Here is a 13,231-nt window from a genome sequence, read left to right as displayed (position 1 = left end):
AGGCAGTGCACAGCCGCCGGACGAGGCGTTGCGCGGTGACGAGGTGCAGCGCGGCCGCGAGGTTGTACGGTGCGACGCCGATGTCGAGCAGCCGCGCGACGGCGGCCGGCGCGTCGTTCGTGTGCAGCGTCGACAGCACGAGATGACCGGTCTGCGCGGCCTTGATCGCGACGTCGGCTGTCTCCGCATCGCGAATCTCGCCGACCATGATGATGTCTGGATCCTGCCGCAGCAGCGCGCGCAGTGCGGTTGCGAACGTGAGCCCCGCCTTTTCGGCGACACCAACCTGGCTGATGCCGTCGAGCTGGATCTCGGCGGGATCCTCGACCGTGCAGACGTTGTGCGCATCGCGATCGAGCATCTGCAGCGCGCAGTAGAGCGACAGCGTCTTGCCGCTGCCGGTCGGACCCGTGACGAGCACGAGGCCATGCGGTGCGCGTATCGCGGCCTCCATCGCGGCCGCCTGCTGCGCGTCGAAGCCGAGGCGGGCGAGCGTGAGGTCAGGTGGCATGGTTTCGAGCCGCCGCAGCACCAGCTTTTCACCGAACAACGTAGGCAGCGAACTGACCCGGTAGTCGCCGCGCGTACCGCCGTCAATCGCGATGCGCAGCCTGCCGTCCTGCGGGAGCCGCCGCTCGGCGATGTCCATGCGCGCGAGCACCTTGATCCGTGTGACGAGTGCGTCGCGCAGATGCAGGGGCGGCCGAGCATGTTCGTGCAGCACGCCATCGATGCGCAGGCGGATGCGCCAGCCGGCTTCGAATGGTTCGACGTGGATATCGGATGCGTCGCGCACGCGTGCCGCGTGAAGCGTGTCCGTCAGCAGCCGCACGGCCGGCGCATCGTCGAGCTGGGCCGCGTCGAGCGCGCGCGGTGCGGTGGCGGGCGACGCATCGGAGTGAGCGGGCGGCGGCTGCGTGCGCAGCGTCGCCCCGGGAGGAGGGAAATGCATGTGAGCCGGCACGCTGGCCGCCTGTTGACCGTGACCAGCAGATGGTCGCGCGTCGCGGGCGGCGCCGGCAGTCAGCCGTTCGGCTAGCGCGAGGTGACGCGTGCGGGGCGCGAGCCGCGCGGCTTGAAGAGCTTGACGGTGCGCACGGCCTGATCGTCGCTGCGCATCACCTCGAGCATCACGTCACCGATTTTCAGGCACACGTCGTCTTCCGGAATTTCCTCGAGGATTTCGAGCACCAGGCCGTTCAGCGTCTTCGGCCCGTCGGTCGGCAGCTTCAGGTGCAGCCAGCGATTAAGCTCGCGCAGCGGCATGCTTGCCGAGACGATGCATTCGCCGTTCTCGTCCCAGCCGCCCTTGCGTTCGCTGCGCGGCATCGACGTCGTGAATTCGCCGATCAGCTCCTCGATGATGTCTTCGGGCGTGACGAGCCCTTCGAGCTCGCCGTACTCGTTGACGACGAGCGCGGTCCGCTGCCGCGTTTCCTGGAAAAACTGGAGCTGCTGGACCACCGGCGTGCCGGACGGCACGTAATACGGCTCGGCGAGCAGCGTGCGCAGCGTCTCGCGGTCGAACTCCTGGTTGTGCAGCGCGGTTAGCGTCTTGCGGACGTGCAGCACGCCGAGCACCTTGTCGATGTCGCCTTCGTAAACGACGAGCCGGTTGTGATAGCAGGTCTCGAGCTGGTGCAGGACGTCGTCGAGCGGCGCGTAGAAGTTGAGCGACTCGATCTGGCGGCGCGGCACCATCACGTCGTCGACGGTGATGTTCTCGAGGTCGAACAGGTTGAGCAGGATGCTGCGGTGCTTGGTCGGCATGAAACTGCTCGACTCGAGCACGATGGCCCGCAGCTCGTCGGTCGACATTCGCTGGTCGCGACCCTTCTTCGTGTTGATGCGCAGCACCCACAGCACGCCGTTCGCGAGTGCGTTGACGAACCAGACGACCGGTTTGAACACGCGCATCAGCGGCGCGATCACGAGGCTCGCGGGCAGCGCGATGCGTTCGGGGAACGTCGCGCCGACGATCTTCGGTGCGATTTCGGCGAACACGATGATCAGGAACGCGACGATGCCGGTCGCGATCGACAGCGCGACGTTGTTGCGGCCGAACGTATGCAGCGCGAGCGACGTCGTCAGAACCGGGATGATCGTGTTGAACAGGTTGTTGCCGATCAGGATCACGCTGAGCAGCAGGTCAGTGCGCGTGAGCAGGCCTTGCGTGGTTTTCGCGCCGAGTGCGCCCTGGCTGGCGAGATGCTTCAGCCGATGGCGGTTGAGCGCCATCATCGCGGTCTCGGAAATCGAAAAGAAGCTGGAACAGAGGAGAAGCAGGAAGACGGCGCCGATTTGCGCCCATAAGGGAATTTGGTCCACGCGTTGGAAGGGCAGTGAAGGACAGGGATGGAAGGAATATAGCAGAGGCCGGCGACCGCGATGTGTCGTGAGCGACACGAGGGGCTCGCGGCGACCGGGCAAAAAAAAACCGTGCACGGAGTGCACGGTTTTTTACAAATCTGGTCGGGGTGAGAGGATTCGAACCTCCGGCCTCTACGTCCCGAACGTAGCGCTCTACCAGGCTAAGCTACACCCCGATTTGGACTCTTCCGACTTTGCCGTCTTCTTCAAGACCGCTGCGTCGTCAAGCAAGAATGTAACTATAACGACGTTTCTTCAAAAAGGGAAGACCTTCGAGAAGAAATTTTTCGAGACAGGTGATTTTCCCGTGTCGAACGTACGTCGCAGCCGGGGCGGCGACGTACGACATGCACTTACGACTGCCGCGACGTCGAGTACGAACACAACGCGAGCAGGCTTTCCTTGTAGACCGAATCGGGGAACGCAGCGATCGCAGCAGCAGCAGCCTGGGCTTCCTGGCGTGCGCATTCGAGCGTGTGGTCCAGTGCGCCCGAACGCGTGATCGCTTCGAAAATCGTATCGAAGCGATCGGTGCCGCCCTGTTCGATCGCCTCGCGTGCCAGCGCCGACTGTTCGGGCGTGCCGCGTTCGATCAGATAGATGAGCGGCAGCGTCGGCTTGCCTTCGCGAAGGTCGTCGCCGGCGTTTTTGCCCATTGCCTCGACGGTGCCCGCATAGTCGAGCCAGTCGTCCATGATCTGGAATGCAGTGCCGATCCGGCGGCCGTATTCGGCGGCGGCAGCCTCGGTCGGCGCGTCGGCGCCTGCGAGTACCGCGCCCAGACGTGCCGACGCTTCGAACAGCTTGGCCGTCTTGTAGCGGATCACCTGCATGTAGCGCGTTTCGTCGACGTCCGCGTCGTGCATGTTGAGGAGCTGCAGCACCTCGCCTTCGGAAATGATCGTCGTCGCTTCGGACAGGATCTCCATCACGCGCATCTTGCCGACGCCGACCATCATCTCGAACGAGCGCGAATAGAGGTAGTCGCCTACCAGCACGCTCGCCGCGTTGCCGAACAGCGCATTGGCGGTCTGGCGGCCGCGGCGCAGCTCGGATTCGTCGACGACGTCGTCATGCAGCAGCGTGGCCGTGTGGATGAACTCGACGACGGCAGCCAGCACGTGCCGCTGGTGCGACGTCTCGCCGAGTGCACCGGCGACGAGCAGCAGCAATGCCGGACGCAGCCGCTTGCCGCCCGCGCCGATGATGTACTCGGCGATCTGGTTGATCAGCAGCACATCGGACGCGAGGCTTTGCCGGATAACGCGATTCACCTGCTCCATGTCACTGGTGATCGGAGCGAGCAGATGGGCGGCGCTGAGGGTGGGGGAGGCGGTGGACGACGACATGATGATGGAATTGGGTGATGCGGCGGATTATAAGTCGAATCCGAGATATCCCGGTCTGTGACACGTGCCGCAGCCTCGAATTTGGCCGTTTGGCCGAGGCCCGCGCGCGGCAATCGTCAATGGGTTTTGACTTCGGTGCTAACCCCATGTATAATCACGTGTTTTCCGCGCACGGTGTGCGGAAAAATTGGATCCAGAGTGAGGTTCTCAATGTACGCGGTCATAAAAACCGGCGGCAAGCAGTACAAGGTTGCCGTTGGCGAAAAACTCAAAGTAGAACAGATACCGGCTGACATTGACGCTGAAATCACGCTCGACCAGGTTCTCGCAGTGGGCGAAGGCGAATCGATTAAGTTCGGTACGCCGCTGGTCAGTGGGGCTTCCGTCAAGGCCACCGTTGTGTCGCACGGTCGTCATGCCAAGGTCACCATCTTCAAGATGCGTCGCCGGAAGCACTACCAAAAGCACGGCGGCCACCGCCAGAACTACACTGAGCTGCGCATCGACGCGATCAACGCGTAAGCGCCTCGGTAAAGGAGCAATCAGATGGCACACAAAAAGGCAGGCGGCTCTTCCCGGAACGGCCGCGACTCCGAGTCGAAGCGTCTCGGCGTGAAAGTGTACGGCGGCCAGGCAATCAACGCCGGCGGCATCATCGTGCGTCAGCGCGGTACGCGCATGCACGCAGGCGAGAACGTCGGCATGGGCAAGGATCACACCCTGTTCGCGCTGGTCGACGGTCACGTCAAGTTCGCGACGAAGGGCGCGGACAAGAAGCATCTGGTCATCGTTGTCCCGGCGGCTGCCTAAGTTCAGGCACCCACGGGCTTCGTAGCCGAAAGGCCCCGCAGTCTTCGCGGGGCCTTTTTTTATTTGGTCGCCGGGCGCGTGTGCGTTCGGGCGACCATCGCGCAACCGGCGTACGATCGGCCGAATGGCAGATTGTTCAAGCGCGCCGGCGCGCGGCACAATAGCGGAAATACTGGGCGGAGTGACGAATGAAGTTCATTGACGAAGCACGAATCGAAGTCATCGCCGGAGACGGAGGCGATGGCAGCGCGTCGATGCGCCGCGAGAAATTCGTCCCGTTCGGCGGGCCGGACGGCGGCGACGGCGGCCGGGGCGGTAGCGTATACGCGATCGCCGACCGCAACATCAACACGCTGATCGACTACCGCTACGCGAAGAAGCATCTGGCGCGCAACGGCGAAAACGGGCGCGGCTCGGATTGCTACGGCAAGGGCGGCGACGACGTCACGCTGCGCATGCCGGTCGGCACGATCATCAGCGACATGGATACCGGCGAGCTGATCGCCGACCTGACCGAGCACGACCAGCAGGTGATGCTTGCGCAGGGTGGCTCCGGCGGGCTCGGCAACCTGCATTTCAAGTCGAGCACGAACCGTGCACCGCGCCAGAAGACGGACGGCAAGCCCGGTGAGCGTCGCATGCTGAGGCTCGAGCTGAAGGTGCTCGCCGACGTCGGCCTGCTCGGCATGCCGAACGCGGGCAAGTCGACGTTCATCTCGTCGGTGTCGAACGCGAGGCCGAAGATTGCCGACTACCCGTTCACGACGCTTGCGCCGAATCTTGGCGTGGTGCGTGTCGGTCCGAGCAAGAGCTTCGTGATCGCGGATATCCCGGGGCTGATCGAGGGCGCCGCCGAAGGCGCGGGCCTCGGCCATCAGTTCCTGCGCCACCTGCAGCGCACCGGCGTGCTGCTGCATCTGGTCGATCTCGCACCGTTCGACGAAAGCGTCGATCCGGTTGCGGAAGCGACGGCGATCGTCGGCGAGCTGCGCAAGTACGACGAGGCGCTCTACGAGAAGCCGCGCTGGCTCGTGCTCAACAAGCTCGACATGGTGCCGGAAGACGAGCGCAAGGCGCGCGTCGCTGATTTCCTCGAGCGCTTCGAGTGGGACGGCCCTGTATTCGAGATCTCGGCGCTGACTGGCCAGGGCTGTGAAGCGCTGTGCTACGCGATCTACGACTACCTCGCCGAACATTCGGACGCACATCGCGCGGCGGAGGCGGAAGATCTCGCGGCGGACGTGCGTTTCCGCGACGAGACGCCAGCCAAGGGCGGTGCGGCGTCGGGCGACGACGCCTGAGCGATTCCGTAACGCGCCGGGCGTGCCGCCCAGCGTCGGCGCTCAATCGCGCCCGCCCGGGCAGGCAGCAGATACAGGAGACAGTGCAGGATGCGTTCGATCATCGCGGATTCGAAGCGATTGGTGGTGAAGGTGGGCTCCAGCCTCGTGACCAACGACGGCAAGGGGCTCGATCATGCAGCAATCGGCCGTTGGGCGGCTCAGATCGCCGCACTGCGCGCCCAGGGCAAGGAAGTCGTGCTCGTCAGTTCGGGCGCGATTGCCGAAGGGATGCAGCGGCTCGGCTGGAGCAAGCGGCCGCGGGAAATCGACGAGTTGCAGGCTGCCGCCGCAGTCGGCCAGATGGGGCTCGCGCAGGTCTATGAGAGCCGCTTCACCGAGCACGACATCCGCACCGCGCAGATCCTGCTGACGCATGCCGACCTGGCGGACCGCGAGCGTTATTTGAATGCGCGTTCGACGATGCTGACGCTGTTGCGGCTTGGCGTCGTGCCGATCATCAACGAGAACGACACGGTCGTCACCGACGAAATCAAGTTCGGCGACAACGACACGCTCGGCGCACTCGTTGCAAACCTGATCGAAGGCGATGCACTGATCATCCTGACCGACCAGTCGGGGCTGTTCACGGCCGATCCGCGCAAGGACCCGAACGCGACGCTCGTTGCAGAAGCCAATGCAGGTGCGCCGGAACTCGAGGCGATGGCCGGTGGTGCGGGCTCGAGCCTCGGTCGCGGCGGGATGCTGACGAAGATCCTCGCGGCGAAGCGTGCGGCACACAGCGGCGCGAACACCGTGATCGCGAGCGGCCGGGAGACTGACGTGCTCGTGCGTCTGGCGGCCGGCGAGGCAATCGGCACGCAACTGATCGCACGTACCGCGCGGATGGCGGCGCGCAAGCAGTGGATGGCCGATCACCTTCAGGTGCGCGGCCATGTCGTGATCGACGCGGGCGCGGTCGAGAAGCTGACGGCAGGCGGCAAGAGCCTGCTGCCGATCGGTGTGATCGACGTGCAGGGTGCGTTCGCGCGTGGAGAAGTCATCGCGTGTGTCGGCCCTGACGGGCGTGAAGTGGCGCGTGGGCTCACGAACTACAGCAGTGCGGAGACGAAACTGATTCACCGCAAGCCGAGCGGCGAGATCGAATCCGTGCTGGGCTACATGCTGGAACCCGAATTGATCCATCGCGACAACCTGGTGCTGGTGTGACCATTCGTGCCGGTTCCGGCCGTCAAATGAAAAAGCCCGCGTGATGCGGGCTTTTTCTTGCTGCGGACAGAGGGGGCGGCGGGCGCCACCCACCGTCAGCGCAATTGGCTCATTGCGGTGCGGTGAAACCGGATGTTCTCCAGGATCTGCTGGGTCGTGCCCTGCGGCATCTTGTTCGCGCAGAAGTAGTCCTGATAGAGCGCCGAGTGGTAGGCATTCAGTTCGCCGTTCTCGATGCGCCGCCAGTCGTTCTCGACGGTGCGATCCCAGCCGTCGTGTTCCGAATTCAGACCGGCATATTGGCGCCACTCGTAGGTGTCGCAGCGGATGCCTTCGTAGTTCACGTTGCGGGCGCCGGCCGGGCTCGTGATGACGACCGCGTAGCGCACGACGCCATCGGTGCCGACCGCGAGCGACTTCGCATCGACGAAGAACTTGAGCGGCGTGTTCTGCGATACGTTGAACGGCAGCAGGTCGCCCGTTTGCGGCAGCGGCGGCAGCGAGTCGACCGCGTTTTCCTTCCAGGTGCCCTGACGGTCCAGCAGATACACGAACTCGCTGTCATCCTTGTTGGTGGGCGTCTTCGAATTCGCGCAGCCTGCCAGCGTGGCCACCGCGGCAATCGATGCGAGCGCGAGAGCAATCGCTTTCAATATGCATTCCTCGTAAAAAAAGGGCGCGACACCAAGGTCGCGCCCGGTCATGCAGTTCGATTCGTCATTTGCCGATGATCACGTGGGGCGGCATCTCGTCGAGCGTGCTCGCTTCCACTTCGATCTCCGAACAGACTACCGATGTGTCGACAATCGTCAGCGTCTGCTGGGCCTGTACGCCAATGACGCGCGGATAGCGCGACAGACGCGGCCCACGCGGCTTCTCGGCTCGCTGCGCCGGGCGGCGCAGGAAGCGCGACAGTTCCGTCAGCGCCAACTGATAGACATCCCGCTTGAACTCGATCACCGCATCGAGCGGCACCCAGTACTCGTTCCAGCGCCACGCATCGAACTCCGGGTGGTCGGTCGCGCGCAAGCAAATGTCGCAATCGCGTCCAACCATCCGCAGCAGGAACCAGATCTGCTTCTGGCCGCGGTAATGACCGCGTACTTCGCGTTTAATGAACTTGTCAGGCACCTCATAACGCAACCAGTCGCGAGTGCGGCCGATTATCTTGACGTGTTCCGGGTGCAGGCCCGTTTCCTCGTGCAGCTCCCGGTACATCGCCTGCATGGGGGTCTCGCCGTACTTGATCCCACCTTGAGGAAACTGCCAGGAATGCTCGCGGAGCCGCTTGCCCCAAAACACCTCGTTGCGCGCGTTCAAGAGGATGATGCCGACGTTCGGGCGAAAGCCTTCACGATCCAGCATACAACCACCTTCGAATCCTTTAAAATTGCTTTGATTATAAACAGATAACGGGCGCTGCGCACCGTGACGGAGCGAATCCGCGCGGGGTACACCGGCTGAATTGTCCCTGATTAGTCTGCTACGTCGTCTGCGCCATCGTCGTTCGTCGCGCGCAGCTTTTTCACCTTGAAACTTTTTCGGGCGCCCCGCCTGGGGGCGCCGTTTTTGGAACCGTCCGCATGAAAGCTTCCCGTTTCTTTATCGGCACCCTGAAAGAAGCACCCGCCGACGCAGAGATCGTCAGCCACAAGCTGATGGTGCGCGCCGGCATGATCCGTCGCGTCGCCGGCGGCATCTATAACTACCTGCCAGTCGGCCTGCGTTCGATTCGCAAGGTCGAGGCGATCGTGCGCGAGGAAATGAACCGGGCGGGCGCCATCGAACTGCTGATGCCGGCCGTGCAACCCGCCGAGCTGTGGCAGGAATCGGGCCGCTGGGAGCAGTACGGCCCCGAGCTGCTGCGCTTCAAGGACCGCAAGGACAATGACTTCGTGATCGGGCCGACGCACGAGGAAGTCATCACCGACATCGCGCGCAACCAGATCAAGAGCTACCGGCAGATGCCGGTGAACTTCTACCAGATCCAGACGAAGTTCCGCGACGAGATCCGTCCGCGCTTCGGCGTGATGCGCGGCCGCGAATTCATCATGAAGGACGCGTACTCGTTCGACAAGGATGCGGCCGGCCTGAACGAGTCGTATCGCAAGATGTACGACGCGTACGTGCGCATCTTCACGCGCCTCGGCCTCGAGTTCCGTGCGGTCGCGGCCGACAGCGGCTCGATCGGCGGCAACTTCTCGCACGAATTCCACGTGATCGCCGACACCGGTGAAGACGCGATCGCGTACTGCCCGACGTCCGAATTCGCGGCGAACGTCGAGGCGGCCGAAGCGCTGCCGCTGATCGCCGAGCGTGCGGCGCCGGCCGAAGCGATGGAGAAGGTCGCGACGCCCGGCAAGGCGAAGTGCGAAGCCGTCGCCGAACTGCTGGCCATCCCGCTCGAGCGCACGATCAAGTCGATCGTGCTCGCGACCGACAACGAAGGCGCCGAGCCGACCATCTGGCTCGTGATGCTGCGTGGCGATCACGACCTGAACGAGATCAAGGTATCGAAGCTGCCGGGCCTGAAGAACCACCGCTTCGCGACCGAGCAGGAAATCGTCGAATGGTTCGGCACGCCGCCGGGTTATCTCGGCCCGGTCGGCACGAAGAAGCCCGTGAAGGTGATCGCGGACCGCACGGTCGCGAACATGAGCGACTTCGTCGTCGGCGCAAACGAGGTCGACTACCACATCGCCGGCGTGAACTGGGGCCGCGACCTGCCCGAGCCGGACGTCGCCGACGTGCGCAACGTGAAGAAGGGCGACCCGTCGCCGGACGGCAAGGGCGTGATCGACATCTGCCGCGGCATCGAAGTCGGCCACGTGTTCCAGCTCGGCACCAAGTATTCGGAAGCGATGGGTGCGACGTTCCTCGACGAGTCGGGCAAGCCGCAGCCGATGCTGATGGGCTGCTACGGCGTCGGCGTCACGCGTATTCTCGGCGCGGCGATCGAGCAGAACTTCGACGACAAGGGCATCATCTGGCCCGAGTCGATCGCGCCGTTCGAAGTCGTGCTGTGCCCGATGGGCTATGACCGCAGCGAAATGGTGCGCGAGACTGCCGACAAGCTGTACGCGGAACTCGTCGCAGCCGGCATCGACGTCATCCTCGACGACCGCGGCGAGCGCCCGGGCGTGATGTTCGCCGACTGGGAGCTGGTCGGCGTGCCGCATCGCCTCGTGATCGGCGAGCGCGGCCTGAAGGAAGGCAAGATCGAGTATCAGGGCCGCCGCGACGCCGAAGCGACGCTGCTGCCGGCCGACGCGGCTGCGGCGACGGTCGCGGAGAAGATCCGCGCCGCGCTCGCGCGCTAAGCGCACCGACCGGGGAACGCGGTGGAATACACCTTCCTGTCGGCCACCGTGCTCCTGGTGCTGATCACCGATCCGCTCGGCAACATCCCGCTGTTCATTTCGGCGATGCGGGATGTGCCGCGCGAGCGGCGCGTGAAGCTGATCCTGCGTGAAGTGGGGATCGCGTTCGTGATCCTGCTGTTCTTCATGCTGGTCGGCGACCGCTTCCTGCGGATGATGAGCCTCACCGACCTGTCGCTGCGGCTCGGCGGCGGGATCGTGCTGTTCCTGATCGCGCTGCGGATGATCTTCCCGCATCCGGACGGCGCGCTCGGCAACGATCCGCGTGCGGGCGGCGAGCCGTTCATCGTGCCACTCGCGATTCCGGCGCTCGCCGGGCCGTCCGCGCTCGCGACGGTGATGCTGCTGACGTCGCAGGGGCCCGGCAAGATGCTCGAGTGGGTCGGCGCGCTGACGGTCACGATGATCGTCTGCGCGGTGACGCTGGTGCTGGCCGAGCGAATCCAGCAATGGATCGGCGAGCGAACCGTCGCGGCGTTCGAGCGGCTGATGGGCCTCGTGCTCGTCGCGATTTCGGTCGAGATGATGCTGGGCGGCGTCCGCGCGTTCGTGCACCAGTTGTAGGACGGGGCGGCGCGCACCCACGGCGCCCACAAAAAAAGCGGCGCTCCGGGAAACCGGAGCGCCGCTTTCTATTTATATAGTGCGGAGCGGGGCGCTCAGACGTTCGTGGTCAGCGCGCGGATCGTCGGCAGGTTGCGCCAGTAGCCCTTCGCGTCCATCCCGCAGCCGAACACGTAGCGGTCGGGCACCGAGAAGCCGCAGAAGTCGGGGTGCAGCGGCTTCGCCTTCGCGAGCGTCTTCTCGCACAGCACGGCCGACATGAAGCGCTGCGCGCCCATGTCGAGGATGCGGTCGCGGATCGCGGCCATCGTCTCGCCTTCGTCGAGGATGTCGTCGAGCACGAGCACGATCCGGTCCTTCACCGATTCGCGCGGTGCGACGCGCCAGTGCATTTCCGGGCTGCCCTGCGTCGTATTGCGATAGCGGGTCAGGTGGATGTAGTCGAATTCCAGCGGGAAATCGAGATGCGGCAGCAGCATCCCGGTAAACACCGCGGCGCCGCCCATCACCGAGAGAACGAGCGGGAACGCGTCACCGATCTCGGCGCGGATCGCGTCGGCCATCTTGGAGATCGACGCATTGACGGCGTCGGCCGACACGATCTCTTCGGAGTGGTTGAAAATGTGGAGGGCTTCTTCGCGGTTCATGTGTTCTGGCGGGCAGTCGGTATACAAATAAGAATGAAGCAGAACGGCGGGCGCGCGCTACAGCAAAAACCCGTGCGCCGGCCGATGGGCAAAATCAGCGCATGCCGGGCATCATGCCCTTCAGGCCGCGCATCATCTTCTGCATGTTGCCGCCCTTCAGCTTCTTCATCATCGTACGCATCTGGTCGTACTGGTTCAGCATCCGGTTGACTTCCTGCACCGGCACGCCCGCGCCGGCTGCAATGCGGCGCTTGCGCGTCGCCTTGATGATCTCGGGTTTCGCGCGCTCGGCGGGCGTCATCGAGCTGATGATGCCTTCCATCCGGCGGATCGACTTCTCGGCCTGGCCCATGTCGGCGCCGGCCGCCGCCTGCTGGAACTGAGCAGGCAGCTTGTCCATCAGCGACGACAGGCCGCCCATGTTCTTCATCTGCGAGATCTGCGCGCGGAAATCGTTCAGGTCGAAATCGCCGCCTTTCTTGACCTTGTCGGCGAGCTTCTGCGCGGCCTGCACGTCGACGCCGCGCTGCGCCTCCTCGACGAGCGCGAGGATGTCGCCCATGCCGAGGATCCGGTTCGCCATCCGGTCGGGGTGGAACACCTCGAGGCCGTCGAGCTTCTCGGCGACACCGACGAACTTGATCGGCTTGCCCGTGACGTGGCGGACCGACAGCGCGGCGCCGCCGCGCGAGTCGCCGTCGAGCTTGGTCAGCACGACGCCGGTGAGCGGCAGCGTGTCGTTGAACGCCTTCGCGGTGTTGACCGCGTCCTGGCCGAGCATCGCGTCGACGACGAACAGCGTTTCGGCCGGTTTCAGCGTGTCGTGCAGCGCGGCGATTTCCTGCATCATCGCCTCGTCGATGCCGAGGCGGCCGGCCGTGTCGACGATCAGCACGTCATGGTAGTGGCGCTTCGCCCAGTCGACGGCCGCAATCGCGATGTCGACGGGCTTCTGGTCCGGCGTGGACGGGAAGAAGTCGGCGCCGACCTGTTCGCTCACCGTTTTCAGCTGCATGATTGCGGCCGGGCGATACACGTCGCACGACACGGTCAGCACCTTCTTCTTGTACTTCTCGCGCAGCAGCTTCGCGAGCTTGCCGGCGGTCGTGGTCTTGCCCGCACCCTGCAGGCCTGCCATCAGGATCACCGCGGGCGGCGTGACCGCGAGGTTCAGCTCGGCAGCCTTGCCTTCGTAGTCGCCGCCGATCACGGCGGTCAGTTCCTTCTGGACCACGCCGACCAGCGCCTGACCCGGCGACAGGCTGCTGATCACTTCTTCGCCGAGCGCCTTTTCCTTGACCTTGGCGATGAATTCGCGGACGACCGGCAGCGAAACGTCGGCCTCCAGCAGGGCGAGACGCACCTCGCGGAGCATCTCCTGGGTGTTCGCCTCGGTAAGCCGGGCCTCGCCGCGCAGCGTCTTGACGACGCGCGCCATCCGTTGAGTGAGATTGTCGAGCATGGGGAGCGATGGACAGTGGGGCCCGAAGGCGCGGCGGATCCGAACAAAGGGAGCCGTCGCGGGAAGGGGGCCTAGTGTAAACTTCGAACATGGATATTGTACTGTATGCCCTCACCGCATTCCTGTACGGCGGCCTCGA

13 protein-coding genes and 1 tRNA gene are annotated in these 13,231 nt (G+C 64.4%); 6 read left to right on the top strand and 8 right to left on the bottom strand.

What is annotated here, in order from left to right; translation table 11 throughout:
- The 4 genes from G3N93_RS22020 to G3N93_RS22005 all read right to left on the bottom strand — a co-directional run.
- On the bottom strand, positions 1-952 hold a 952-nt coding region (locus G3N93_RS22020), incomplete at its 3' end, for a GspE/PulE family protein (protein WP_206133942.1).
- Between the two features lie 83 nt (positions 953-1,035).
- The gene (locus tag G3N93_RS22015) at positions 1,036-2,328 is read right to left on the bottom strand and encodes an HlyC/CorC family transporter (protein ID WP_206133941.1); all 1,293 of its coding nucleotides are present in this window, start codon (positions 2,326-2,328) and stop codon (positions 1,036-1,038) included.
- 141 nt (positions 2,329-2,469) lie between these two features.
- A tRNA-Pro gene (locus G3N93_RS22010) sits at positions 2,470-2,546 on the bottom strand.
- A 177-nt stretch (positions 2,547-2,723) separates the two neighbouring features.
- Positions 2,724-3,719 carry a polyprenyl synthetase family protein gene (locus G3N93_RS22005; RefSeq protein ID WP_011350858.1) on the bottom strand — a complete coding sequence of 332 codons (996 nt, stop codon included), beginning with the start codon at positions 3,717-3,719 and terminating at the stop codon, positions 2,724-2,726.
- 210 nt (positions 3,720-3,929) lie between these two features.
- Between G3N93_RS22005 and rplU the strand changes: the two genes are divergently transcribed.
- The 4 genes from rplU (at position 3,930) to proB (ending at position 7,039) form a co-directional block, all read left to right on the top strand.
- Positions 3,930-4,241 carry a 50S ribosomal protein L21 gene (gene rplU / locus G3N93_RS22000; RefSeq protein WP_006025184.1) on the top strand — a complete coding sequence of 104 codons (312 nt, stop codon included), beginning with the start codon at positions 3,930-3,932 and terminating at the stop codon, positions 4,239-4,241.
- A gap of 24 nt (positions 4,242-4,265) precedes the next feature.
- Positions 4,266-4,529, top strand: a complete 264-nt coding sequence (gene rpmA, locus G3N93_RS21995; RefSeq protein ID WP_006476999.1) for a 50S ribosomal protein L27 — start codon at positions 4,266-4,268, stop codon at positions 4,527-4,529.
- Positions 4,530-4,717: 188 nt separating this feature from the next.
- Positions 4,718-5,830, top strand: a complete 1,113-nt coding sequence (gene obgE, locus G3N93_RS21990; protein ID WP_206133940.1) for a GTPase ObgE — start codon at positions 4,718-4,720, stop codon at positions 5,828-5,830.
- Between the two features lie 90 nt (positions 5,831-5,920).
- Positions 5,921-7,039, top strand: coding sequence for a glutamate 5-kinase (gene proB, locus G3N93_RS21985; protein WP_011350860.1), 1,119 nt, complete (start codon positions 5,921-5,923; stop codon positions 7,037-7,039).
- A gap of 95 nt (positions 7,040-7,134) precedes the next feature.
- Here proB and G3N93_RS21980 read toward each other — a convergent pair whose 3' ends face one another.
- Positions 7,135-7,743, bottom strand: a complete 609-nt coding sequence (locus G3N93_RS21980) for a CNP1-like family protein (RefSeq protein WP_174943726.1) — start codon at positions 7,741-7,743, stop codon at positions 7,135-7,137.
- A 13-nt stretch (positions 7,744-7,756) separates the two neighbouring features.
- Positions 7,757-8,404: an RNA pyrophosphohydrolase gene (locus G3N93_RS21975; protein WP_174939057.1), complete on the bottom strand. Its 648-nt coding sequence runs from the start codon at positions 8,402-8,404 to the stop codon at positions 7,757-7,759.
- A 218-nt stretch (positions 8,405-8,622) separates the two neighbouring features.
- On the opposite strand from G3N93_RS21975, the gene G3N93_RS21970 reads away from it, so the two are divergent.
- Both G3N93_RS21970 and G3N93_RS21965 read left to right on the top strand, forming a co-directional pair.
- The gene (locus G3N93_RS21970) at positions 8,623-10,359 is read left to right on the top strand and encodes a proline--tRNA ligase (protein ID WP_174939059.1); all 1,737 of its coding nucleotides are present in this window, start codon (positions 8,623-8,625) and stop codon (positions 10,357-10,359) included.
- A gap of 21 nt (positions 10,360-10,380) precedes the next feature.
- The gene (locus tag G3N93_RS21965) at positions 10,381-10,983 is read left to right on the top strand and encodes a MarC family protein (RefSeq protein ID WP_011350864.1); all 603 of its coding nucleotides are present in this window, start codon (positions 10,381-10,383) and stop codon (positions 10,981-10,983) included.
- A 95-nt stretch (positions 10,984-11,078) separates the two neighbouring features.
- Here the strand turns inward: G3N93_RS21965 and G3N93_RS21960 are convergent, their stop codons facing one another.
- Both G3N93_RS21960 and ffh read right to left on the bottom strand, forming a co-directional pair.
- Positions 11,079-11,630 (bottom strand): hypoxanthine-guanine phosphoribosyltransferase, encoded by a 552-nt coding sequence (locus tag G3N93_RS21960; protein WP_174939061.1) that lies wholly within the window; start codon positions 11,628-11,630, stop codon positions 11,079-11,081.
- 94 nt (positions 11,631-11,724) lie between these two features.
- On the bottom strand, positions 11,725-13,092 hold the full coding sequence (gene ffh / locus G3N93_RS21955) for a signal recognition particle protein (RefSeq protein WP_174939063.1): 1,368 nt from the start codon (positions 13,090-13,092) through the stop codon (positions 11,725-11,727).
- Between the last annotated feature and the right edge of the window lie 139 nt (positions 13,093-13,231).

The organism is Burkholderia sp. Se-20378 (genome assembly GCF_017104665.1).
GTDB lineage: Bacteria > Pseudomonadota > Gammaproteobacteria > Burkholderiales > Burkholderiaceae > Burkholderia > Burkholderia lata.
Note: the sequence above shows the minus strand (reverse complement) of the source record. Positions and strands in the feature narration are given on the sequence as shown.